A 24,104-nucleotide genomic window follows, 5' to 3' on the forward strand; every position below is an offset into this window, starting at 1 on the left:
GTTCTTTTTGCCTTGTTATTCAAACTCTGCCTTAGCTAATTTAACAATAGTTTCTACTACTCCAGAATCTTCGAGCGTTGAAATATCCTGTTTGATTTCTTCACCTCTTGCTATAGTTCTTAAAATTCTTCTCATTATTTTACCACTTCTAGTTTTTGGCAAACCTGGAGTATAAAGAATTTTTTCTATTTTAGCTATAGGTCCTATCTCTACTCTTAAAATGTCATTAAGTTCTTTTAAAGTTTCTATAGCTCCGCCAAGATCACAACTGGATGTAGGACTTAAAACCACAAAAGCAAACAGTGACTCGCCCTTAATCGCATCCAAAATACTCACTACAGCTGATTCTGCTACACTTGGATGTTTAGCAATAGCGCTTTCAATTTCAGCCGTTCCTATACGATGTCCTGCAACATTAACCACATCATCTGTTCTTCCTGTGATGGTAATATAACCATTTTTATCATAAAAAGCACCATCGCCACTAAAATATACAGCTTTTCCATCTTTTCTAGCTTGAGAAAAATAACTTTCTATATAGCGTTCATCATTACCCCAAATTCCACGAATCATCGAAGGCCAAGGTTTGGTTATACAAAGCAATCCATCTTCACCTTCATCTTTTTTATTGCCTTCTTCATCAATAACTTCTGCAAAAATTCCTGGCAAAGGCAAGGTAGCACAACCTGGTTTTAAAGGAGTAGCGCCTGGTAAAGGCGTGATCATATGCCCACCTGTTTCTGTTTGCCACCAAGTATCGACTATAGGACTTTTAGTTCCCCCTATTTCATCATAAAACCACTTCCAAGCACTAGGATTGATAGGCTCTCCAACCGTTCCAAGCACTTCAAGCGTACTTAAATCATATTTTCTTGGCTCATCAGGTGCATCAGCATGAAGCATTCTTATAGCAGTTGGCGAAGTGTAGAATTTGCTTATTTGATACTCTTCTATCATTCTCCACCAACGCCCAGAATTTGGATAAGTAGGAGTTCCTTCATGCATTATAGTCGTTGCTCCACATGCTAAAGGCCCATAAACTACATAAGTATGTCCTGTAATCCAACCCACATCAGCACTACACCAATAATTATCATAATCTTTAATATCAAAAACCCATTCCATAGTCATTTGTGCCCAAAGTATATATCCTGCACTTGCATGCATAACTCCTTTTGGCTTGCCCGTTGATCCTGAAGTGTAAAGCAAAAATAACAAATCCTCGCTATCCATGATTTCAGGTTCACACTTATAAGATTCATTTTTCACAAGTTCGTTATAAACATAGTCCCTTCCTTTAATATATTCTATAGGCTCATTATTGCGTATAACTATAAGTACTTTTTCTACACTTTCACACCCTTCACTTAAAGCCTTATCTACTGCAGGTTTTAACATATAAGGTTTTCCACGACGAAAAGCACCATCAGCCGTTACTACAAGTTTAGCTCCTGCATCTATAATTCTATCTCTTAAGGCTTCAGGAGAAAACCCTCCAAATACCACACTATGAATAGCCCCAATCCTTGCACAAGCTAACATTACTATAGCTGTTTCTGGAATCATAGGCATATAAATTACAACCCTATCGCCTTTTTTTACTCCGAATTTTTTAAGCAAATTGGCCGCCTTGCAAGTTTCATGCAATAATCTTCTATAAGTATAAACTTCATAATCCCCCATTTCACCTTCAAAAATCAAAGCAGCTTTATTGCGTCTTGTTTTCATATGACGATCAAGACATTGATAACTTACATTTAAAGTTCCACCTTCAAACCATTTATAAAATGGAGCTTTATCCTCATTTAACACTCTTGAAAAAGGCGAAAACCACTCGATCTTCTCAAGTGATTGTCTTTTCCAAAAACCTTCAAAATCTTCCTTGGCTTCATCGCATAAATCATAATATTCACATAAATTTTTTATACGAGCATTACGAGAAAATTCTTTACTTGGCTTAAAAAGCTCTTGATTATTTTGATTAAGCATAAAAACTCCTTTATGGTTATTTTTAAACATTATATAAGAGTTTATTTGTATTAAATACAAATTTAAAAAATAATTAAGATAAATTTTATAAAAAATGGGAATATTTGTAATATTTTATTTAAAATTTATAATGTATGTTAATTTAAGAAACATATTGCATCTTCACAAAAATAAAGACTGAGTTCTTCGTATAATTTTAAATCGAATTTTAAAAATTCTTGTTTTTCTAAGGCAAATTCTAAAATTTTATCCATACAACTTACCCTTATAAAAACATCACTTTTCCTGCTTCTAAGTGCTATAATATAACATTTTTCTAAAATAAACTCATAATTATTTTTTGGGATATTTTTAGAATTAAAAAAAGAAATTTTATAAGGATCAATAGCAATTTTACTTGGAGGTTTTTTAAAATCTTTATATTTTTTACAATTACTAAAATCTATAAAATTACAAAATTTCACACCTTGATTTTTTAGTTCAAAAACATTGGTATTTTCAAACTCTAAAATTTCTCCACTGTGTAAATAAAGCTTTTTTTGTGCTAAAGAATCTAAAAAATATTTATCATGACTTGCAATTAAAAAACCTGTATTGAAATTTTCATGCATTTTAAGAATAGCTTCTTTAAATAAAAGTGTAGTATTTTTATCCAAAAAAGCACTCGGTTCATCAAGTAAATAATACTTCGCTCTTACGCTTAAAGCTATGGCAAAAGCTATTTTTTGACTTTGTCCTGATGAAAGTTCATTAGGATATTTGCTTAAAAGACTTTCATCTAAATTTAAACGCATCAAACTTTCTTTTATGCGCTCTTCAATATCTTCTTTAATCCCATAAGTTTTTAAAGTAAATAAAAAATTTGCCCTTACGCTACGATTTAACAAAATAGGCTCTGGAAAAAGCAAATAAATTTCACGCTTTTGTTTATTATTAAGTTTAAAATTTCCAAAATAAGAAATATTTTTTGAAAAATCTCCTTCTAAAAATTTTAATATTCTTAAAAATGTAGATTTTCCACTTCCATTCGCTCCCATTAAGATGCTAATTTTACTCGTATCAAGTTTTAAATTTTTGATTTTTAAAACTTCTTTGTTTTGATAGTTGAAAAAAAGATTAGAAATTTCTATCATTTTATGTTCTTTTGAGTTTGTGTGTGATGAAATTTAAACAAAAGACAATGAGAATTAAAACCAAAGCCAAAGCTATACCGCTAGCAAATTCGCCTTTGTTAGTTTCAAGTGAAATAGCTGTGGTTATGGTTCTAGTGTCGTATTTGATATTTCCACCTACTATCATCGCTACTCCTACTTCTGCTACAATGCGTCCATAAGCTAGTGCAACGACGCTAATCAAAGCAAAGCGTAATTCATAAATCATCATTAAAACAAGTTTTAAAGGACTTAGGTGAAAAGATTTTATAAGTAAAAAATGTTTTTTATTCATATTTTCTATCAAATTTGAAAAAAGTGCAATCACTATAGGAAGCGCTAAGATAAACTGCCCTAAAATTAAAGCCTTTATAGTAAAAAGTAGTCCAAATTCTCCCAAAGGTCCTCGACTTGAAATCAGTGCATAAAGTATAAGTCCTACTGCAACTGTTGGAAAAGAAAGGCTAGTATCTATGATAAGTTTTATAAAGCGTTTGAATTTAAAATCAAAAAAGCCTAAGATAAATCCCAAAGGAAAACCTATAAGCAAAGCCAAAACTATAGAAATACTTGAGCTTAAAAGTGTAGTTTTTATAGCTGAAATTACGCTTTCATCGGCATTGAAAAGTAAAAATAAAGCTTGTTTAAAACCATCAAAAATATAATCCAAAAATATCCTTTTTAAAATAAGTAATTTTAGCATAATTATGCTAAAATATTTTTTTATGTAAATTTATAAGGAGAAAAAATGAAAAAAATCATTTCTTTAGCCCTTGCTTTAGCTTTAAGTGCAAGTGCAGCAGAACTTAAAATGGCAACCACAACAAGCACTGACAATACAGGACTTTTAGATGCTCTAAAACCCCTTTATGAAAAAGAAAGTGGCAATACCTTAAAATGGGTTGCGGTAGGAACAGGTGCGGCTTTAAAAATGGGTGAAGATTGCAATGCTGATGTGCTTTTTGTGCATTCTCCAAAGGCTGAAAAAGAATTTATGAAAAAAGGTTTTGGTGTAGATAGAACTCCTGTGATGTATAATGATTTTATCATCATCGCAGATAAATCTTTAGCTTCTAAATTTAAAGGTAAAAATTTAAAAGAAAGCTTAGAACTTATCAAAAATGAAAAACTCACTTTCATCTCAAGAGGTGATAAATCAGGCACTGATAATAAAGAAAAAAGTCTTTGGAAAAATCTTGGAGGTGTACCTGAAAAACAAAGCTGGTATCAACAAAGCGGACAAGGTATGCTAGCAAGCATTAAAATCGCTGAAGAAAAAAAAGGTGTGATTTTAACCGATCGTGGCACTTATATCAAATACGAAGCCAATGAAAAAGGCAAGCCAAACTTAGTAATCGTAAATGAAGGCGATGATAGTCTTAAAAATTTTTATTCTGTTATAGCAACAAATCCTAAGCATTGTAAAAATGTAAATTATACAGAAGCTAGCAAATTTATCAAATGGGTAACAAGTGATAAGACTTTAAATTTCATTGCTGATTTTAAACTTCTTGATAAACCTTTATTTGTAATTGATGCAAAAACAAGAAAAGACTAAAAATTAAGCAGGTTTTAGCCTGCTTAAAATATCATTTTTACTTATTGTAACTTTTTTATTTATTTTTCAAAACTTTTAGCTTATTTAAAATTCTTCTTTAGATATAATAAAATCAATAATTAAATATACAAGGTCAAATAATGTTCAAAGTGGATTTAAATAGTGATTTAGGGGAAAGTTTTGGCGCCTATAAAATGGGAATGGATGAAGAAATTTTAAAATTTGTAAGTTCAGTAAATGTTGCTTGTGGCTTTCATGCGGGTGATCCTTGTGTGATGGATAAAACCTTAAATTTAGCCAAGCAAAATGGTGTTTGCATAGGAGCACACCCATCTTATCCTGATCTTTTGGGTTTTGGAAGACGCAATATGCAAATAAGCTTTGAAGAGGCTAAAAACTATGCCTTGTATCAACTAGGAGCTTTATTTGGCTTTGCTAAGGCAAAAGGTATGAAAATACAGCATTTTAAAGCCCATGGTGCACTTTATAATATGGCAGCTATTGATGAAAATTTAGCCTTAGCACTTTGTGAGGCAGTAGCGAGTTTTGATGAAAATATTATTTTTCTAGGGCTTAGTAATTCTGCTATGAATGAAGCAGCTAAGAAAAAAGGCTTAAGATATGCTAATGAAGTTTTTGCGGATCGTGCTTATAATGATGATGGCACTTTAGTTTCAAGAAAATTAGAAGGGGCGTTAATACACGATGAAAATTTAGCCATCAAACGCGTGATAAAAATGATAAAAGAAAGCAAAGTTACAAGCATAAATGGCAAAGAAATCGATTTAAAAGCGGATAGCATTTGTGTTCATGGGGATAATGTAAAAGCTCTAGAATTTGTTAAAAAAATCAAAGAAAATTTAGAAAAAGAGCAAATTCAAATTTGTGCTTTGGAAAATTTTATATAGGTTTTAGCAATGTTTAGTGTGCATTTTAGTGGAAGCAAGGCTTTGCTTTTGCATTTTGAGCAAGAAATTTCACCTCAAATCAATGCTTATGTTTTAAGCACAGAACAAAGGATACAAAAAGCCCCAAAAGAAGGTGAAATTTATGGGATTGATGAGTTGGTAAGTGCTTATGCAAGCTTGCTTATATATTTTAATCCTTGCGTGCTTTCTTTAAATTCCTTGCTTGATTTTTTAGAAAAAATTAAAAAGGATATTAAACTTACAGAGCAAAACTCAAGTCTTTGTATAGAAGTTCCACTTTGTTATGATGAAGAATTTGGACTGGATTTAGAATTTGTGTGCAAACACAATCAAATTTCAAAAGAAGAGCTTATATCTCTTCACACTAAGCCTTATTATCTTGTTTTTATGCTAGGTTTTATGGCAGGTTTTCCTTATCTTGGAGGTTTGAACGAAAGACTTTTTACCCCACGCCTTTCAAGCCCTAGAGCAAAAATAGAAGCTGGAAGTGTAGGCATAGCTGATAAGCAAACAGGAGTTTATCCTATATCAAGCCCAGGGGGTTGGCAAATCATTGCTAGAACACCTTTGGAATTTTTTGATAAAGAAGATGAAAAAAATCCTACTCTTTTAAAAGCGGGTATGTTTTTAAAATTTAAAGCCATTTCAAAAGATGAATTTTTCAAGATCCAAGAACAAGTTGCTAAAAAAGTCTATCAAAAGGAAATTTATGAGTATAAAAATCATTGAAGCGTCTATAAATTCAAGTTTACAAGACTTTGGTAGAAAAAAATTTGCTAAATTTGGCATAGCAAGAAGTGGGGCTATGGATGAAGATGCTTTAAGAATGGCAAATATCTTACTTGGAAACAAACAAGATGAAGCAGGAGTTGAACTTTGTTTAAAAGGTGGAAAATACGAATTTTTAGATGAGAATTATTTTGTTTTAAGTGGGGCTGAATTTGAGGCAAAGTTTAATAATCAAAAAATCAAAACTTATAAAGTATATAAAGCAAATAAAGGCGATATTTTAGAACTTGGTTTAGCAAAAATAGGTTTTCGTGGGTATTTATGCGTAGCAGGTGGCTTTGAAGCAAAAAGTTTTTTAAACTCTAAATCCAGCGATGCTAAAATGGGAGTTGGAGTTTTTGAAGGAAGAGCTTTGCAAAAAGATGATATTTTAAATACTCATAATACTTTTATACCTTTTAATTTAGAAGCTAGAGAATGTGAAAATCCCTTTTTTAAAAGTCCTAAAGAGCCTATTATACGCGTTATTTTAGGAACAAATGAAGATGCTTTTACCCAAAAAGGCATAGAAACTTTTTTAAATACTACTTATAAAGTGGGTTAAAAAAGCGATAGAATGGCAATTTATGCAGAATCTAGTGAAAGTATAGAGCATAAAAACTCAGCAGATATTATCTCAGATCCTGCAGTTTTTGGAAGCATACAAGTGCCAAAAAATGGCATTCCTATCATTTTAATGGCGGCAAGACAAAGCACAGGAGGCTATACAAAAATAGCCACGGTTATAGAAAATGATCTAAGCTTACTTGCACAAGCTAAGTTAGGCTCTAGCTTTAAATTTCAAAGCATTAGCATGCAAGAAGCTTTAGAGCTTTATAAACAAAGAGAAATGAAATTTAAAATTATGGATCAAAAAATCAATCTTGATTTTGAAAATTTAATCTAAGCTTTTTTACCATAAATATTGATAAAATATATAGCACCTATAGCCAAGGCACAACCTAACAAAGTAAGTGCATTTGGCACCTCATCTAGTATAAAATAACTACAAATTAAAGCACTAGCAGGGGTAATTAAAACAAAAGAATTTGCCTTAACGCTTCCTAAAATGTGAATCCCGTAATAATAAATACTAGTTCCTATAATAGTTGATAAAAAAGCCACGACAAACATACTGATCCAAAATTTAAATTCAAAATGAAAAATTTCATAACTTTTTGCATCAAACAATACCCAAGAAAACATTAAAATAGAAATGAGATTAATATAAAAGTTAATCGCCAAAGGGTGAGCTCCTTTGGCTTTATGATTAAACACTGCCATCAAAGCCCAAATAAAAGAACAAGTTAAAAATAAAATATTAAATTTACCAAATAAATCTTCTAAACTCCCTAAATTTAGCAAACAAAATCCAGATAATAAACCTAAAAATAAGCCTAGAATTTCACTCTTTGTGATCTTGTGAGTTGATTTTTTATCTTTTTGAAATAATATCGCTATCATAAATATCAAATAAGAAAAAATAGGAATCATAGTGGTTACTAAAACTCCTCCTTTGCCTGCCAAGCCGTGCTTTATAGCGATAAAAAATACAAAGGCATAAAGCCCATTTAAAACTCCTGCTATCAATACCCATTTTAAGGCAGTTTTTTCGATTTTAAGAGGAATTTTTAAGAAGTTTAAAACAAAAAATGAACCCAATACAACAAAGAAAAAACGCCAAAAAGTAATCACAGAAGTATCAGCATAAGCTGATAAAATCTTAGAAGTAGGCCAAGATGAGCCCCATAAAAACATAGCTAAAACAAGCAAGATATACAAATACTTTGTTCGAGTCAATGTTACACCTTGAAATTTTTAAGTCAAATTTTTTAAAAAATTTTTTTCAAGTGTAGTTCATACTCGTTTAGATATTTTTCCACTTGAGGATTTTTTACCACATCATTACACATAAAAGTTGGTAAAGCTTTCATACCTATAAATTCATGAGCCTTATGCAAATGCCAATACACCATATCTACACCCTTTCCTTCAAAAAATTCATTTTTATCATTAAAGGCTTCAAGAGGTGCATTCCAAGTGAGAGAAAACATGTATTTTTTACCATGATCTAAACCACCTTTTCCATAGTTTTTACTAGGATTTTCATGAGTTCTTCCATCATTTTTAAAAAGCACTCCAGCACCCAAACCAAACACTTCATCGATATATTTTTTAACTATCCAAGGCTCGCCCATCCACCAAGCTGGCATTTGATAGATCACAGCATCAGCTTTTATAAATTTTTGTATCTCTTCTTTAGGATCATATCCTTGATCTATGTGAGTTTGATCTACTTCGCATCCTAATGTCTTTAAAATTTCTAAAGCATGATTATGCAATGTCAAATTAAGCTGTCCTTTTGAATTTCCAAATTCTTTAGTGCCATTAAGTAAGAGTATATTTTTCATTTTTATCCTTTTTTAAATTTTATGATACAATTATAACTTAGCATAATATCATTTTCAATACAGAAAATAAAGTAATATACTATACTAAAGGAATGTTAAATGACTAAAGAGAATTCTCCGTGCAATTTCGAAGAATGTGGATTTAACTATACTCTAGCATTAATTAATGGAAAATATAAAATGAGTATTTTATACTGCTTATTTCGCTATGAAATCGTGCGTTATAATGAACTCAAACGCTTTTTAAGCTCCATATCTTTTAAAACTTTAACCAATACCTTAAGAGAACTAGAAAACGATGGTTTAATTATCAGAAAAGAATACGCTCAAATTCCACCCAAGGTAGAATATAGTTTATCCAAACGTGGACAAAGTTTAATTCCCATTTTACAAGCTATGAGCAAATGGGGCAAGAAAGACAAAAAAGGGAAAAAATGCTTGAATTAATTGGCGAACTTTCTTTGCAAAATTATATGGGAGAATGGCTTGAAATGGCTAGAAAACCGGCCTTTTTTCAAAAATCTTGCCTAAATTCAAAGGCAAAATACGAGCTTAAATACAAAAATGGCATTCCTTATGTAGAAATTGAGAATTTTTGCAGTAAAAAAAATGAAATTTCAAGTATAAAGGGTAAGGCAAAAATCGTTTCAAATAGGCAATTAGCAGTGAGATTTAACATCTTTATGAACCTTTTTAATAAAGTAAATTATGAAATCATTTTTGTTGATAGCGAGTATAAAGTTGCCATTGTGGGTAGTCCTGATAAAAAATATCTTTGGATTTTAGCAAGAAATATAATAGATGAAAAAAATATAAAAGAGTTTTTAAACATCGCTAAGCAAAGGGGATTTGACATTAGCGATGTGGTTTTTGATAAGTATTAAATTATTCTTTTGTCATATCAATGACATAGCGAAATTTAGCCTTTCCTGAGGTTAGATTTTCATAAGCTTTATCGATTTCTTGTGGGGTGATAAGCTCGGTTTCTGGATAAATTCCGTGTTTTAAAGAAAAATCAAGCATTTCTTGAGTTTCAGCAATACCGCCAATTAGCGAGCCATAAACCTTTTTACCTGCCTTATGTACAAGCTCGTTTATGCCTATATTTACCTTATCTTCCACAGGAGGTAAGCCAACTATAGCCATTTCGCCACCAAATTTAAGCAAATCCAAATAAATAGCAGGATTATAAGGAGTTGGAATGGTTGAGATGATTAAATCAAAGCGTTCTTTTACAGCGTTTTTATCGCAGCTTGTGTAAAATGAGCTTACACCCATTGCTAAAGCGTCGGCTTTTTTGTTTTCATTTCTAGCAAAAACGCTAACCTTTGCACCCATTTTAACAGCGTATTTTACAGCCATCATACCAAGTCCGCCAAATCCTGCTATAGCAACGCTTGAGCCTTCTTTTATCTTAGAAAATTTTAAAGGCGAGTAAGTGGTAATTCCTGCACAAAGCAAAGGTGCAACCTTATGCATCGGTGCATTTTTTGGCACACAAATGGCAAATTTTTCACTTACAACTATGTTGTTTGAGTAACCCCCATAGGTGTTTTCATTGCCGTGAAATACATCGCAACTATTGTAAGTAAAGATGGTTTTGCCATTTTCGCAAAACTGCTCTTGTGAGCGTTTGCAAGCATCGCACTCACCGCATGAATTTACCATACAACCAACCCCTGCGTAATCTCCCACTTTAAATTTACTCACATTTTTACCCACAGCGATAACTTCTCCTGCTATCTCATGCCCAGGCACGCAAGGATAAGTAGCTTCTCCCCACTCGCTTCTTGCGGTGTGAATATCGCTATGACAAATGCCTGCATATAGGATTTTAATCAAAATATCATTATCGCCAATAGCATGGCGGCTAAATTCAAAGGGTGTAAATTTCGCATCCTTGCTAAGCATTGCATAGCCTTTACTTGCGATGCGATTGTTTTCTAAAATTTTGTATTGCATCTTTGCTCCTTTTTTGATTTTTTATAATTATAAAATTATAAAGTAATCGTTATTCAAATTAAAATATGTTATTATTGTTTTAAAATTAATTTAGGGTTAAAAATGAATTTTTCAGAGCAGGATACAAGGGTTAAAATTATAGATGAGAAATTAAAATTAGCTTTATGGAATGAAGAAAACATAATAAGAGAATACTATTTTAACGCAGGAAAAAAATTCATAGGCGGCAAAAGAGGGCAAAGAAAATTCGTTGATTATTTACTTAAATTTCAAAACAAACATCTAGCTATCATTGAAGCAAAGAAATTAAGCAAAGACCCGCTTGATGGACTTTCTCAAGCACAAGAATATGCAAAAAATTTAGATGTGCGTTTTGTGTATTGCACAAATGGAGAAAAGATTTATGAATACGATATGCAAAATGCAAGGGGCGAGTATGTGCAAAATTTTGCTAGTCCGCAAGTTTTATTTGAGCGTGTTTTTGGGAATTTAAAAGAATGGCAACACAAACTTCTTACACAAAAAGACTTATTTATCCCACAAAAAGAATTAAGATATTATCAAAAAATAGCCGTTGAAAGAGTGATAAAGGCTTTGATTGAGCAAAAAGATAGAATTTTGCTAACTCTTGCTACTGGTACAGGAAAAACTACGATTGCTTTTGCTTTGTGTTATCGTTTGCTTGAAGCTAGATGGAATAAAAATAATAAAGATAAAAAGCCAAGAATTTTATTTTTAAGCGATAGAGTAAGCTTAAGAGACCAAGCTTTAGGCGAGTTTAATTATATTGAGCAAGATTGTAAAAAGATTGATACAAAAGAGCTTAAAAAATCATTCACTCTTCCATCTGCAAATGTGTATTTTGGGATTTATCAAAGTTTAAGTGCTGAAAGTGATATAAACGATGAAGAAAATAAATTTTATTTACTTTTTCCAAAAGATTTTTTTGACCTTGTGATTATTGATGAATGCCATAGAGGTGGGGCAAATGAAGAAGGTAGTTGGAAGGAAGTTTTAGAGCATTTTTCTTGCGCTACGCATTTAGGACTTACTGCAACGCCTAAGCAAAAAGATAATGTAGATACTTATAAATATTTTGGCGAAAGTGTTTATGAATACAGCCTTAAAGATGGGATTGAAGATGGTTTTTTAACCCCTTATAAAGTAAAATTAGTTACTACAAGTTTAAGCGGTGGTTATACTTATAATCCTAATGATATCATTGAAGGAAAGCTTGAAAAAGGGCATTTTGATATAAAAGAATTTGAAAGAAATATAAGCATTCCACAATACAATGAATTTATTGCAAAAGAACTTTTAAAGCTTATAAATCCTATGGATAAAACGATTATTTTTTGTGTCAATCAAGCTCATGCGAGTGAGATAAAAAGGGATATTGACAAGCATAAAAGCATAAAGCACAATGATTATTGTGTGCGTGTTACAAGCGATGAAGGAATAATCGGGCTAAACTACTTAAAAAGTTTTCAAGATAATGATAAAGCCTTTCCAGTAATTTTAACTAGTTCAAAAATGCTAACAACAGGCGTTGATGCAAGAAATGTAAGAAATATCGTGCTTTTAGCAAATATTGGCTCTATGATAGAGTTTAAGCAAATTATTGGGCGTGGAACTAGGGTGTATGAAGGTAAAGACTTTTTTACTATTATAGATTTTGTAGGAGCGACAAAGCTTTTTTATGACCCAAAATGGGACGGGCAAAGAATACTAGAAGATAACAAAGAGCAAAAAGAAGAAGAAAGTAAAAAAGAAAATAACAAAAATGAAAATGAAAGTAAAATAAAGAAAAAAGAAAAAATTACTGTGCATATTAAAGGTACAAAACTTGCGATTTATGATATAAAAACAAGTTATATCGGAGAAAATGATAAACCTTTAGATGCTAAAGAGTTTTTGGAATTTCTTTTTGGAAAATTAGCAAAATATTATCAAAATGAAGCAAAATTGCGTGAGATTTGGAGTGATTTAAATACTAGAAAAGAGTTTTTAAAAAAGCTAGAAAATGATGGAATCTCAAAAGATGCCCTGCAGGATTTAGCATTGATGTTTGAAAAGGATTGCGATTTATATGATGTTTTAGCGCATTTAAGCTTTAATACTGAGCTAAAAACAAGAAAAGAGCGTGTGCAGAATGTAAAAAATAGTTCTTTTTTAAAATCCTTTCACAATGAAAAAGCTTTAAGACTTATGAATTTTTTATTAGATAAATACGAAAATGTAGGCATTGAAGAATTTGAAAAAGGTTTAAAACCATTAATTGAATTAAGTTCTTTAGGAAATATAAAAGAACTTAGTATTGAATTTGGCGGAATAAATGAACTTATGCAAAGTTTTGCTACTTTACAAAGAGAGCTTTATGCGGGATAATGTAATATAAAATTTTTATGATTTACAAAGGGAGATTTATGCAGGGCAAAGAGATAGAAAATATAACAACAATAAACACTTATGTGAAAAATAAAGATAATAGTAATTTTACAATAATGTTAAATGAAACACTATGTCGTCAATATCATCATTTTTTACTATCTATTTCAAATCAATTTGAAAGCAAAAAGTGGAAAATGAAAAATTTTAGAAATTTTATTATTACTAATTTAAAAGAGTGTGCTTTAACAGAACAAGAAAGGCAAAGTTTAGCAGGCAACGAAGGCGAAATTTTAGATAAAGCTATCTCAAAACTAAAAATAGATGACAAAAGTGGAGAGGTAGGAGAAATTTTTCTCCATGGTATCATGAGAGAATATTACAATGCTCTATCCATTGTGCCTAAGATTTTTCATAAACAAAATCGTAATATGGAGGCATTAGGATTTGATAGCGTCCATCTAACTATAGAAAACCAAGAATGCCATTTGTGGCTAGGCGAATCAAAGCTATATGATAATTTAAATGGAGCTATAACAAATGTTATAAAATCTATAAAAGACAATTTAAGTGACGAAATCATTCTTAATGAAGCTAGAATAATTGCAAATCCACATGAATTAGATAATCTAGCAGAACATCATAATATTCAGACAAGCACATTGACAAATTTCAAGAAAATTATTAATGGGAATATTAATCTTGATGAATTAAAAAGCATTTTACATGTGCCAATATCTATTATTTACGATTGTAATTATACAAAAAGCATTGAGGAAATTACCGACGATTATAAAACAGCGATAAAAAACTTTCATAAGAAAAATGGCAATAAAATATCAGAGAAAATCAAAAAACTTTCAAATGAAATTACATATATCGATAGAATAAAATTTCACATAATTTTATTTCCTGTTCCTGATAAGAAGGAAATTATGAGCAAAATAAATCAAATTTTTAGGAGTTATAGAAATGCTAACTAACGAACAAATTTTTGATGAATGTGTAAAGATATATGAAAATCTAAATGATAACAACAAAGAAACAGAAGCTAAAGAAAAGCTTTTTTATTTGCTTGATGAAATTCAAGATAAAGCTTTATATCCACCTATATTAAATCATCTTATCAGACAATTTGGGTTATATCCCTATATGAATCAAGATACTTCAATTTTAACAGATAGATTCTTACTAGAATGCTTTAAAACAGATATCGGAGAAGATGAACCAAAAGTTTTACATAGAGAACAATCAAGAGTTTTAAAAAGACTTTTAAGCAATGAAAGTCTTATTCTTTCTGCTCCAACAAGTTTTGGCAAAAGCTTTATTATCGATGCTCTAATAGCTATGAAAAAGCCAAAAAATGTATTAATCATTGTCCCTACTATTTCTTTGTTAGATGAAGCTAGAAGAAGACTTGTAAGGAAATTTACACCTGATTACAACATAATTACAACATCGGGTGCTGCTCCAAAAGAAAATAATATATTCATATTAACCCAAGAAAGAGTTTTGGAATATTTAGACTTTATAAAAGCCAATAGAATTGATTTATTTATCGTAGATGAGTTTTATAAAATTGTCGGGGATATAACAAGGTCAGATATCTTACAAAATGCAATAAAGCAAGTAAGTTCTTATTCCAAACAATCATACTATCTGTGTCCAAATGTCAAACAATTTAAAGAAAATTCATTAAAATATCAATTTTTGAAAAATATAGAAAAAGTCTCAATTGATTTTAATACTGTAATATTAAACATACATGATTTAAGCCACAAAAAAGAAAAGAAAGAATATATATTAAAAAACATATTAAATGAAAATAAAAATCAAAAAACAATGATTTATGTAAAAAGCAAACCAGAATCAAGAGAAGTTTGCAAGTATATAAAAGAATATGTTACTACAAATAATGATCAATTAAACAACTTTTCAAATTGGTTAAAAAAGCATTATTGGCAAGACTGGGACTTTGCTAACTATTTAGCAAATGGTATAGGACAACACAATTCCGCTATGCATAGATTTATCCAACAACTTCAAGTTAAACTATTTTCAGAAAATGAATATATGAATATTATGGCAACTACCACTTCTTTAATAGAAGGTGTAAATACCGCAACAAAAAATATAATTATATGGAATGATTCTGTTGAGGGGAATAAAGATAAATTAACAAGTATGCAATATAAAAATATTATAGGTAGATGCGGGAGAATGTTTAAATATTTTGTTGGTAATGTATATTTATTAGAAAGCAACAAAGAAACATTAAAAAATGAGCAAGAAACTATGGAAATAATTCCTCAAGAAGAATTTTTATACAGAAACGACTTAGAAACATTTGATGTAAAAACAGAAATGGAAAAAAACTTAAAAAACTTACTTAATAATGAAAACAAATTTCATCAAATTATGTCAAAAATGAAAAATTACACTATTTTAATGGATTTAGAAAGTATTGTAACAATTGTTAAAAATGCCGAACTTTTTGAAAAAAGCATTAGATATTTAAATAGCGATAAACCTGATGAATGGGGATTTATCAAAAAGAAAGAGATACAAGAGATTGTTTTTGAAATATTGAATGAGAAATCTAAAAATGCTTATTTTAAAATAATTGATTATGGCAAATATAATTATTGTGGTGTAAAACAAACCATCGATAATATAAACAAAAAAGCAAGACAAGAGTGGTATAAAATTGACATTAATAAATATTTTAATATTGAGAGAATAATTAGTTTTGATATTGCTAGTTTTTTCAATGATTTAAACCAAATTATGCAAATACTCTATCCTGAAAAAAAGATAGATATTTCAAGTTTTGTTACAAAACTTTCAAATGTCTTTTTACCATCAGTGGTATATACTCTTGAAGAATTTGGGTTACCTAGAATCATTTCTAAAAAACTTCACCAATGTGGATTTATTGATTTTGAAAATAATGATTTAACAATAGAGCAAGCGTTAAACAAATTTAAAGAATGCACAGCTATTGATACAGTTAATATTCTAAAAGAAAATAGTCTATATGATGATTTTGAAGACTATATATTAAATTATTTTTATGATGGCTTAGGACAATAAAATGACAAATTTACCGCAGGGTTGGGAAGTTAAAACGCTTGGAAGTATAGGCTTTTTTATAAGAGGAGTTTCTTATAAAAAAGAGCAATTATTATCCATAAAAGATGAAAAGTCCGTGTATTTATTGAGAGCAAATAATATTCAAAATGAATTAATTTTAGATGATTTGCAAATAATCCCCAAAGAATTAGCGGTTGATAAGATTATTCAAAACAATGATATATTATTTGCGATGAGTAGCGGAAGTAAGCATATTGTTGGAAAAAATATACTTTTAAATGATTTAAATGACTTTACCTTCGGGGCTTTTTGTGGATTATTTAGAATTAATAATTTAAATATTTCTTATAAATTTTTAGCTTTTTATTTAAAAAGTAGTTTTTATAAAAATTATATTTTGAATATTTCTAAAGGTTCTAATATAAATAATTTAAGATTTGCTGATTTAGAAAATTTACAAATCCCATTACCACCACTAAAAGAGCAAGAAAGGATAGTGGGGATTTTGGATTTTGCTTTTAGTAAGATTGATGAAAATATCAAAAAAGCAAAAGAAAATTTAGCAAATATTGATGAGCTTATGCAAAGTGCTTTGCAAAAGGCTTTTAATCCACTTAACGATAATACTAAAAAAATTATCAACTCCCGCAATCTTGGGAATGGAAAAGTTTAGGGGAAATTTCAAATTTAATCCAAAATGGCTTCGCCGCTAGTAAAAATAATGAAATTCCAAGTGGATATGTGCATTTAAGAACACATAATATTTCAATGGATGGAAGTTTAAAATTTGATACTTTAATAAGAATTAAAGAAGAATTTATCAAAGAAAAGCAATCGTTTATTGAGAGAAATGATATTTTATTTAACAATACTAATAGCACAGAATTGGTTGGCAAAACTGCACTAGTGACACAGAATTATAATTATGCTTTTAGTAATCACTTAACAAAAATAAAATTAAAAAATCAATATAATTCCAAATTAGTTGTATTTTATTTTGTTTTATTATTGAAAAATAAATATTTTGAAAAAATATGTCACCAATGGATAGGGCAAAGTGGGATAAATATAGATAAATTAAAGAAAATTCAAATCCCCCTACCACCTTTACAAGAGCAAGAGCAAATCGCAGAGCATTTAGATTTTGTCTTTGAAAAGGCAAAGGCTTTAAAAGAGCTTTACACTAAAGAGCTAAAAGATTATGAAGAGCTTAAGCAATCCTTGCTTGATAAAGCTTTTAAAGGAGAATTATAATGTTAAAAAATTTGCCAAATTTTAACACATCGGCTTGATATGTTAAAAATTTTTGATTTTTTTAACATATTCTTTTATAATGTTAAAAATTTTTAGAAATTTTAACATATGGAAAAATCATGAAAGAATTCATACCATCAAAACTACCCTTAAATATAGAATTAAATACAGCTATTTATAGTCTTATTATTAAAGCTTCAAGAAAATTAGCAGAGTTAAATGGGCTTAGTAAAAGCATCCCTAATCCAAACATTTTAATCAACGCTTTGATTTTACAAGAAGCAAAAGATTCAAACGAGATAGAAAATATCATCACAACACATGATGAACTTTTTTTATCACGAGTTGATGAAAGCAAACTCACAAGAGCAGCAAAAGAAGTAAAAGATTATGAAAGTGCTTTAAAAAAGGGGTATGAGCTTTTAAAAAAAGAGCAATTATTAAGAAACGCACATATTTTAGAAATTCAAAAAAGATTAGAAAGAAATAATGCGGGTTTTAGAAAACAAAGTGGAACTATACTTAAAAATCCTATCACAGGAGAAATCAAACACATACCACCTCAAAATCCTAATGATATACAAGAACTTATGGGAAATTTAGAACTATACATTAACGATGATAGTTTAGATGAATTTGATTTTTTAGTAAAGATGGCAATTATACATTATCAATTTGAAAGCATTCATCCTTTTTATGATGGCAATGGCAGAACGGGTAGGATTATAAATATACTTTATTTAGTATATAAAGGACTTTTGGATTTTCCTATTTTATATCTTAGTGCCTACATAGTAAAAAATAAAGATGAGTATTACACACTTTTACAAAAAGTGCGTGATGAAGGAGCTATTTTAGAATGGATAGAATACATACTTAAAGGCATAGAGCAAACCGCTGTAAAGACTATTGAAACTATTATTACGATAGAAAAAATGATGCTAAATGTAAGCGAAATTTTACAAAATAAAACGAATTTTTATAGTAAAGATTTTGTGGAGCTTTTGTTTTCTCATCCTTATACAAAGATAGAATTTTTAATAAAAACATTAAATATTTCTAGACAAAGTGCTTCAAAATATCTTAAAATTTGTGAAAATTTAGGGGTATTAGAGTGTATTAAAATGGGTAGAAATAATTATTATATTAATATAGAACTTTTAAAACTTTTCAAAAAAGGAATTTTTTAATGCAAAATAAAATAGATAAAATCACAGATATTTTAAGAAGAGATGATGGTATAAGCGGTGCTATGCACTATACAGAGCAAATTAGCTGGATACTTTTTTTAAAATTTTTAGATGATTATGAAGAAGAATTAAAGCTTGAAGCAATCTTAAACAATCAAGAATATAAAAGCATTTTAGAAGAAAAATTTAGCTGAAAGGTATGGGCAGCACCAAAAACAAGCGAAGGAAAGATTGATTTTAACAAGGCTTTAAGTGGGCAAGATTTACTTAATTTTGTAAATAAAGAGCTTTTTGTCTATCTTAAAAACTTTAAAAACAATGAAGATTTTAAAAGTATAGAGTATAAAATCGGTGGAATTTTTGAGTTTATAGATAATCGCATTGCAAATGGGCATACTTTAAGAGAAGTAATCAATATCATTGATGAGCTTAGTTTTAGTAAAGAAAGTGATGTATTTGCTTTGGGCGAAGTTTATGAAAAACTGCTTAAAGATATGGGTAGTGATGGTGGAAATAGTGGAGAATTTTACACCCCGCGTCCTTTGATAAAGGCTATGGTGGAAGTGATAAATCCTAGAGCAAAAGAAAGGATTTACGACCCATCTTGTGGGAGTTGTGGCTTTTTGGTTGAGAGTTTTTTACATATTTTATATAAAGATGAGAGTAGAAAAACAAAGGCTAGTTTGAGTGTAGAAGAGTTAGAGTTTTTACACAATGATGCTTTATTTGACAAGGAAAAAACTCCGCTAAGCTATGCAATGGGCGTGATGAATATGATTTTACACGGGGTAAAATCTCCAAATATCATAAAAACAAATACGCTAAGTAAGAAAATCACAGATATTACAGAAAGTGATAAATATGAAGTGATACTTGCAAATCCACCCTTTGGTGGTAAAGAAAAAGAGCAAATTCAAAACAATTTTACAGTTGTTTCAAATGCTACGGAGCTTTTGTTTTTGCAACACATTTTAAAATCTTTGAGAAACAATGCTAGATGTGCGATCATCGTGCCTGAAGGCGTGCTTTTTCAAAATTCAAATGCCTTTGTGAGCGTAAAGGCTGATTTAGTGCAAAATTATAATCTTGAATGTGTTTTAAGCCTGCCTAGTGGAGTGTTTTTGCCTTATAGTGCGGTAAAAACAAATGTGCTTTTTTTCTCAAAAGGCTTAAATAGTATTTTAAAAGCAAATGATGATAAGGTGTATTATTACGAACTTATACCACCTTATAAACTTACTAAAAACAAGCCTTTAGAATACGCACATTTTAAAGAATTTCTAAAATGCTACAAAGAAAGAAAAATCACTGCTAATTCTTGGCTGCTTAGCAAAAAAGAGCTTGAAGAAAGAAACTATAATCTAAGTGCTAAAAATCCAAATGTAAAAGAAGAAAAAATCCTAAGAACTAGCAAAGAGATTTTAAATTCTTTAGAAAAAAATCTAAAAACACAACAAAAATATCTAAATGAGCTTAAAAGCATACTAAAATGATTGCAAGTTTTTTGATAAAAACTAATTTACAAATAACTTCTAAGCTCAATTTACAATAAATATTTATTGTTGCATTCTACTTTTTAATATCATCAAGCAAATTTAGGGCATTTAAAGCCCTTGGATAACCGATATATGGAATAAGAGCTGCAATGATATTTAGCAAATCTTTTCTGCTTTGCCCCATATTAAGATTGCCTTGTATGTGAGCTTTTACTTGATTGTCTAGCCCACCAAGTGAGATAAGATATACAAGGGTTAAAAGCTCCCTAGTTTTTAGATCAAGCCCATGCGTGTATAGTAGTCTCCAAAACAATTCGCACTCAAAAAATCATTTATAAAAGCTTTATCTTCTGGGGTAGATTCTATCATTTTAGTGATATTAGCTTCACTAAAAATAGCATTTTGTATTTCCCTGCCTTTTATTTTGCGATTTTCTTGCGTAATAGTGTCTTTCATCACTTGCAAAAAGTTGATCCTTTTTTGCTCCTCCTAAGAGTTTTTCAAAAATTTCTCTTGCTTTTTGTCTTAATTGCATGGTTTTATCCTTTATGGTTTTTAAAATTTGTGAAAAAAGAGCATTTAAAGATACTCCAAAAACATAAAAGTTTTTATAAAATTTTTGTGTTTTATTTACAAATTTCTTTACTCTCTTGCTTCTTTTAAGGTATTTTCATATTCTTCATCGCTTACAAGCTCAAGCCATTCTACATTTTTACCCTCTTTCTCGCCTGTAAGTGCTATGTGTGCTCCACTACTTGTATTAGTTGCACCATGAAAATGCTTTACTCCTATAGGACAGCTTATCGCATCGCCTTTTTTAGCTATAAAGGCTTTTTGCCCTGGAACTTTTGTGATGATTTCACCCTCTGTTACGATTAAGGTTTGTCCTTGAGGATGAGTATGCCATGCACTTCTAGCACTGGCTTCAAATTCAACTAAAGCCTCACTAAAATTTCTCCACTCATTTGATTTAAACATCATAGAAACTTTTACATTTTTGCTAAAAAATTTACTATCGCCTTTAAAACTTCCATGAATTCCTGCTTTTTTAGTATTATAAAACATGAGAGCTACTCTAAGTCAAGTAAAAATTTAAAATCTTAATTTCATTTTTTCTATCCTACTTCTTACAAAAATCATGATAATTCCTAAAATCAACAAAACAATAGTATTTACGATAATATAACGCGTAAAAATTTTAAAAGATGCGGGTTTTTTGTATGTAAGGCGTCAAGGAACTTGGGCGTATTATGGGATTAATGATGAGCTTTTAAAGCTGCATTTAGATCTTTTTGAAAATATCAAAAATTTAGAGCTTAAAAATGTTATTAAAAAAATGAAAATATTATTACCCAAATTTGCCCTTAATATAAAATCAACCCTTAAACTTATGCAATTTATCACAAGGTTGATAGTCCTTGCTTTCTGGATTAAACCCATCGACTTCATTTGCAAGCATTTCTTCATAAATTTTTATCTTTTTGCTTAAAACTTTTTCACTTTCTTTTAATGTTTTAATCTGGTTTTGTAATTTTTTCTTTGTTTGCTTTAACATCTCTTGTCTTTCTTTGGCAGTTTTTATACCCAAAGAGCAAAGTTTTATATAATGTTTGATTTGTTCTATTGGCATACCTGAAATTCTAAGCCATTCTATCCATTTTGCCCATTCTATATCGCTTTTTGAAAAATATTTCACACTATTTTCATCTTTTTGAACAAAAGGAAACAAACCTTTTTTAGCCCAAAATCTTAAAGTATGAGCGCTAATTTTTGTTTCTTTTTCTACCTCTTTTCATAGTATAAACCATATTTTCTCCTTTTTAAAATAAAAATAAAAAATTTATTTTTATTTTTTTGTGATAAAATAATAGCCAAATTATTAGTTTTATACTAAAAATAACAAAAATTAAAAGGAAAATAATGAATAGTATTAAAATCAAACTTTCTCTCATTGCAAATTTAATTGCAATTTTTGCCTTAATTGTTCTAGGTATTGTAAGTTTTTATTTTACAAAAACCTCACTATATGAAAGCACTCTTAAAAATCAAACTGACCTACTTAAAGTCACACAATCTACCGTTGAAGATTTCCGTTCCACAAATCAATCTTTTATTAGAGCTTTAGAAAAAGATATCGCGAACTTACCTTATCAATCTTTAATCACTGAAGAAAATATTATTAACAATGTTGGTCCGATATTGAAATATTATCGTCATAGTATAAATGCACTAAATGTTTATTTAGGTTTAAACAATGGAAAAGTTTTACTTAGTCAAAAATCTAATGATGCAAAAATGCCTGAATTACGTGATGATTTAGATATAAAGACAAAAGATTGGTATCAAGAAGCTTTAAAAACAAATGATATTTTTGATACACCAGCATATTTAGATACAAATTTAAAACAATATGTAATAACATATTCAAAAGCTATTTATAAAGATGGCAAAATCATAGGAGTACTGGGTGTCGATATACCATCAGAAGATTTGCAAAATTTAGTTGCAAACACTCCTGGAAATACTTTTTTATTTGATCAAAAAAATAAAATATTTGCAGCAACCAATAAAGAATTATTAAATCCATCCATTGATCATTCTCCTGTTCTAAATGCATATAAAACACATGGAGACCATAACTTTTTTAATTATGGATTAGACGGCAAAGAAAGACTTGGAGCTTGTACTAAAGTCTTTGCTTATACAGCTTGTATTACCGAAAGTGCTGATATTATAAATAAACCTATTTATAAAGCTGCATTTATTCAAGCCATTGTTGTCATTATTGTAGTAGTATTTAGCGTCATCCTCCTTTATTTCATCGTATCAAAATACCTCTCCCCACTTGCAGCTATCCAAACAGGTTTAACTTCATTCTTTGATTTTATCAACCATAAAACAAAAAATGTTTCTACTATAGAAGTAAAAAGCAATGATGAATTTGGACAAATCTCAAATGCTATCAATGAAAACATTCTTGCTACTAAAAGAGGTTTAGAACAAGACAATCAAGCCGTTAAAGAATCAGTTGAAACTGTTCATGTAGTAGAAGGTGGTAATTTAACAGCAAGAATTACTGCTAATCCAAGAAACCCACAATTAATAGAATTAAAAAATGTTCTAAATAGACTTCTTGATGCTTTACAAGCTAGAGTAGGTTCTGATATGAATGAAATTCAAAGAGTATTTAATAGTTATAAATCTCTTGACTTTACCACTGAAGTAAAAGATGCCAATGGAGCTGTAGAGGTAACTACTAATGCACTAGGACAAGAAATCATTAAAATGCTAAAACAAAGTTCAGACTTTGCTAATGCTTTAGCTAATGAAAGTGGAAAATTACAAACTGCTGTTCAAAGCTTAACTACTTCTTCAAATTCTCAAGCAGCTTCTTTAGAAGAAACTGCAGCAGCTTTAGAAGAGATCACTTCTTCTATGCAAAATGTTTCAGTTAAAACTAGTGATGTTATCGCTCAATCTGAAGAGATTAAAAATGTTACAGGTATTATAGGTGATATTGCAGATCAAATCAATCTTTTAGCTTTAAATGCAGCTATTGAAGCAGCTCGTGCTGGAGAACATGGTAGAGGCTTTGCGGTTGTGGCTGATGAAGTTAGAAAACTAGCTGAAAGAACTCAAAAGTCTTTATCAGAAATTGAAGCTAATACTAATTTACTTGTTCAATCTATCAATGATATGGCAGAAAGTATTAAAGAACAAACTGCAGGTATCACTCAAATCAATGATAGTGTAGCTCAAATTGATCAAACTACTAAAGATAATGTTGAAATTGCTAATGAATCAGCTATTATTTCTAGTACAGTAAGTGATATAGCTAATAATATCTTAGAAGATGTTAAGAAGAAGAGGTTTTAATCTTAGATAACTAGCTAAAAAGCTAGTTATCTCTAATTT

Annotated in this window: 18 protein-coding genes and 7 pseudogenes; 16 read left to right on the forward strand and 9 right to left on the reverse strand. The window is 29.8% G+C overall.

Features of this window, described 5'->3' with window-relative positions:
• Positions 1-15: 15 nt before the first annotated feature.
• The 3 genes from acs to tupB all read right to left on the reverse strand — a co-directional run bounded on the left by acs (position 16) and on the right by tupB (position 3,810).
• Positions 16-1,989 carry an acetate--CoA ligase gene (gene acs, locus AT682_RS08050; RefSeq protein ID WP_002882420.1) on the reverse strand — a complete coding sequence of 658 codons (1,974 nt, stop codon included), beginning with the start codon at positions 1,987-1,989 and terminating at the stop codon, positions 16-18.
• Between the two features lie 137 nt (positions 1,990-2,126).
• On the reverse strand, positions 2,127-3,122 hold the full coding sequence (tupC, locus tag AT682_RS08055; RefSeq protein WP_002882421.1) for a tungstate ABC transporter ATP-binding protein TupC: 996 nt from the start codon (positions 3,120-3,122) through the stop codon (positions 2,127-2,129).
• Between the two features lies 1 nt (position 3,123).
• A complete protein-coding gene (gene tupB, locus AT682_RS08060) occupies positions 3,124-3,810 on the reverse strand; it encodes a tungstate ABC transporter permease TupB (protein WP_002882424.1) in 687 nt (228 codons plus the stop codon).
• A 78-nt stretch (positions 3,811-3,888) separates the two neighbouring features.
• Here tupB and tupA point away from each other — a divergent pair, with 78 nt between their 5' ends.
• The 4 genes and pseudogenes from tupA (at position 3,889) to AT682_RS08080 (ending at position 7,302) form a co-directional block, all read left to right on the forward strand.
• Positions 3,889-4,698, forward strand: a complete 810-nt coding sequence (tupA, locus tag AT682_RS08065) for a tungstate ABC transporter substrate-binding protein TupA (RefSeq protein WP_002882425.1) — start codon at positions 3,889-3,891, stop codon at positions 4,696-4,698.
• Between the two features lie 140 nt (positions 4,699-4,838).
• Complete coding sequence (locus tag AT682_RS08070; protein WP_002882426.1) at positions 4,839-5,606, forward strand: LamB/YcsF family protein; 768 nt, start codon at positions 4,839-4,841, stop codon at positions 5,604-5,606.
• 9 nt (positions 5,607-5,615) lie between these two features.
• The gene (pxpB, locus tag AT682_RS08075) at positions 5,616-6,356 is read left to right on the forward strand and encodes a 5-oxoprolinase subunit PxpB (protein WP_002882427.1); all 741 of its coding nucleotides are present in this window, start codon (positions 5,616-5,618) and stop codon (positions 6,354-6,356) included.
• Positions 6,337-7,302, forward strand: a pseudogene (locus AT682_RS08080) (5-oxoprolinase subunit C family protein). Before pxpB ends, AT682_RS08080 begins: the two are co-directional and overlap by 20 nt.
• Here AT682_RS08080 and AT682_RS08085 read toward each other — a convergent pair.
• Together AT682_RS08085 and AT682_RS08090 are read right to left on the reverse strand one after the other, a co-directional pair.
• On the reverse strand, positions 7,299-8,195 hold the full coding sequence (locus tag AT682_RS08085; RefSeq protein WP_002882428.1) for a DMT family transporter: 897 nt from the start codon (positions 8,193-8,195) through the stop codon (positions 7,299-7,301). The pseudogene AT682_RS08080 and the gene AT682_RS08085 sit on opposite strands and share 4 nt — an antisense overlap.
• 32 nt (positions 8,196-8,227) lie before the next feature.
• Complete coding sequence (locus AT682_RS08090; protein WP_002882429.1) at positions 8,228-8,806, reverse strand: NAD(P)H-dependent oxidoreductase; 579 nt, start codon at positions 8,804-8,806, stop codon at positions 8,228-8,230.
• A 99-nt stretch (positions 8,807-8,905) separates the two neighbouring features.
• Here AT682_RS08090 and rrpA point away from each other — a divergent pair, with 99 nt between their 5' ends.
• Both rrpA and AT682_RS08100 read left to right on the forward strand, forming a co-directional pair.
• The gene (rrpA, locus tag AT682_RS08095) at positions 8,906-9,253 is read left to right on the forward strand and encodes a MarR family transcription factor RrpA (protein ID WP_002855295.1); all 348 of its coding nucleotides are present in this window, start codon (positions 8,906-8,908) and stop codon (positions 9,251-9,253) included.
• The gene (locus AT682_RS08100; protein WP_016818332.1) at positions 9,241-9,690 is read left to right on the forward strand and encodes a lipocalin family protein; all 450 of its coding nucleotides are present in this window, start codon (positions 9,241-9,243) and stop codon (positions 9,688-9,690) included. Before rrpA ends, AT682_RS08100 begins: the two co-directional genes overlap by 13 nt.
• 1 nt (position 9,691) lies before the next feature.
• Here AT682_RS08100 and AT682_RS08105 read toward each other — a convergent pair whose 3' ends face one another.
• Positions 9,692-10,768 carry an NAD(P)-dependent alcohol dehydrogenase gene (locus AT682_RS08105; RefSeq protein WP_002882431.1) on the reverse strand — a complete coding sequence of 359 codons (1,077 nt, stop codon included), beginning with the start codon at positions 10,766-10,768 and terminating at the stop codon, positions 9,692-9,694.
• 102 nt (positions 10,769-10,870) lie between these two features.
• Here AT682_RS08105 and hsdR point away from each other — a divergent pair, with 102 nt between their 5' ends.
• The 8 genes and pseudogenes from hsdR to AT682_RS08135 all read left to right on the forward strand — a co-directional run bounded on the left by hsdR (position 10,871) and on the right by AT682_RS08135 (position 20,186).
• The gene (gene hsdR / locus AT682_RS08110) at positions 10,871-13,156 is read left to right on the forward strand and encodes an EcoAI/FtnUII family type I restriction enzme subunit R (RefSeq protein WP_002882432.1); all 2,286 of its coding nucleotides are present in this window, start codon (positions 10,871-10,873) and stop codon (positions 13,154-13,156) included.
• 38 nt (positions 13,157-13,194) lie between these two features.
• Positions 13,195-14,139, forward strand: a complete 945-nt coding sequence (locus AT682_RS08115; RefSeq protein ID WP_002882433.1) for a HamA C-terminal domain-containing protein — start codon at positions 13,195-13,197, stop codon at positions 14,137-14,139.
• On the forward strand, positions 14,129-16,249 hold the full coding sequence (locus AT682_RS08120) for a DEAD/DEAH box helicase (protein ID WP_002882434.1): 2,121 nt from the start codon (positions 14,129-14,131) through the stop codon (positions 16,247-16,249). Before AT682_RS08115 ends, AT682_RS08120 begins: the two co-directional genes overlap by 11 nt.
• Position 16,250: 1 nt before the next feature.
• Positions 16,251-16,736, forward strand: a pseudogene (locus AT682_RS09940) (restriction endonuclease subunit S); the annotation flags it as partial.
• Positions 16,722-16,943: pseudogene (locus AT682_RS10125) on the forward strand (restriction endonuclease subunit S); the annotation flags it as partial. The pseudogenes AT682_RS09940 and AT682_RS10125, both read left to right, overlap by 15 nt.
• The gene (locus tag AT682_RS09945) at positions 16,940-17,503 is read left to right on the forward strand and encodes a restriction endonuclease subunit S (RefSeq protein WP_079263859.1); all 564 of its coding nucleotides are present in this window, start codon (positions 16,940-16,942) and stop codon (positions 17,501-17,503) included. The pseudogene AT682_RS10125 and the gene AT682_RS09945, both read left to right, overlap by 4 nt.
• A gap of 119 nt (positions 17,504-17,622) precedes the next feature.
• Positions 17,623-18,693: a Fic family protein gene (locus AT682_RS08130; RefSeq protein ID WP_002882437.1), complete on the forward strand. Its 1,071-nt coding sequence runs from the start codon at positions 17,623-17,625 to the stop codon at positions 18,691-18,693.
• Positions 18,693-20,186: pseudogene (locus AT682_RS08135) on the forward strand (class I SAM-dependent DNA methyltransferase). The gene AT682_RS08130 and the pseudogene AT682_RS08135 overlap by 1 nt, the downstream one beginning before the upstream one ends.
• Positions 20,187-20,262: 76 nt before the next feature.
• On the opposite strand, the pseudogene AT682_RS10030 reads toward AT682_RS08135, so the two are convergent.
• Together AT682_RS10030 and AT682_RS08145 are read right to left on the reverse strand one after the other, a co-directional pair.
• Positions 20,263-20,636: pseudogene (locus AT682_RS10030) on the reverse strand (carboxymuconolactone decarboxylase family protein); the annotation flags it as partial.
• A gap of 195 nt (positions 20,637-20,831) precedes the next feature.
• Positions 20,832-21,254, reverse strand: coding sequence for a cupin domain-containing protein (locus tag AT682_RS08145; protein ID WP_002882439.1), 423 nt, complete (start codon positions 21,252-21,254; stop codon positions 20,832-20,834).
• 124 nt (positions 21,255-21,378) lie between these two features.
• Between AT682_RS08145 and AT682_RS08150 the strand changes: the two are divergent.
• Positions 21,379-21,519, forward strand: a pseudogene (locus AT682_RS08150) (ArsR/SmtB family transcription factor); the annotation flags it as partial.
• Positions 21,520-21,564: 45 nt separating this feature from the next.
• Here AT682_RS08150 and AT682_RS08155 read toward each other — a convergent pair.
• A pseudogene (locus tag AT682_RS08155) lies at positions 21,565-21,997 on the reverse strand (MerR family transcriptional regulator).
• 79 nt (positions 21,998-22,076) lie between these two features.
• Here AT682_RS08155 and AT682_RS08160 point away from each other — a divergent pair.
• Positions 22,077-24,065 (forward strand): methyl-accepting chemotaxis protein, encoded by a 1,989-nt coding sequence (locus tag AT682_RS08160; RefSeq protein WP_079754350.1) that lies wholly within the window; start codon positions 22,077-22,079, stop codon positions 24,063-24,065.
• Positions 24,066-24,104: the final 39 nt, after the last annotated feature.

This window comes from Campylobacter jejuni (assembly GCF_001457695.1).
GTDB lineage: Bacteria > Campylobacterota > Campylobacteria > Campylobacterales > Campylobacteraceae > Campylobacter_D > Campylobacter_D jejuni.

Bases quoted from the DNA above. Each gene is read 5' to 3' on its own strand.
- rrpA (WP_002855295.1), top strand. From the start codon at position 8,906: ATGACTAAAGAGAATTCTCCGTGCAATTTCGAAGAATGTGGATTTAAC.
- hsdR (WP_002882432.1), top strand. From the start codon at position 10,871: ATGAATTTTTCAGAGCAGGATACAAGGGTTAAAATTATAGATGAGAAA.
- AT682_RS08120 (WP_002882434.1), top strand. From the start codon at position 14,129: ATGCTAACTAACGAACAAATTTTTGATGAATGTGTAAAGATATATGAA.
- tupC (WP_002882421.1), bottom strand. From the start codon at position 3,122: ATGATAGAAATTTCTAATCTTTTTTTCAACTATCAAAACAAAGAAGTT.
- AT682_RS08090 (WP_002882429.1), bottom strand. From the start codon at position 8,806: ATGAAAAATATACTCTTACTTAATGGCACTAAAGAATTTGGAAATTCA.
- AT682_RS08070 (WP_002882426.1), top strand. From the start codon at position 4,839: ATGTTCAAAGTGGATTTAAATAGTGATTTAGGGGAAAGTTTTGGCGCC.
- AT682_RS08105 (WP_002882431.1), bottom strand. From the start codon at position 10,768: ATGCAATACAAAATTTTAGAAAACAATCGCATCGCAAGTAAAGGCTAT.
- AT682_RS08145 (WP_002882439.1), bottom strand. From the start codon at position 21,254: ATGTTTTATAATACTAAAAAAGCAGGAATTCATGGAAGTTTTAAAGGC.
- tupA (WP_002882425.1), top strand. From the start codon at position 3,889: ATGAAAAAAATCATTTCTTTAGCCCTTGCTTTAGCTTTAAGTGCAAGT.
- AT682_RS08130 (WP_002882437.1), top strand. From the start codon at position 17,623: ATGAAAGAATTCATACCATCAAAACTACCCTTAAATATAGAATTAAAT.
- acs (WP_002882420.1), bottom strand. From the start codon at position 1,989: ATGCTTAATCAAAATAATCAAGAGCTTTTTAAGCCAAGTAAAGAATTT.
- AT682_RS08100 (WP_016818332.1), top strand. From the start codon at position 9,241: ATGCTTGAATTAATTGGCGAACTTTCTTTGCAAAATTATATGGGAGAA.
- pxpB (WP_002882427.1), top strand. From the start codon at position 5,616: ATGTTTAGTGTGCATTTTAGTGGAAGCAAGGCTTTGCTTTTGCATTTT.
- AT682_RS08115 (WP_002882433.1), top strand. From the start codon at position 13,195: ATGCAGGGCAAAGAGATAGAAAATATAACAACAATAAACACTTATGTG.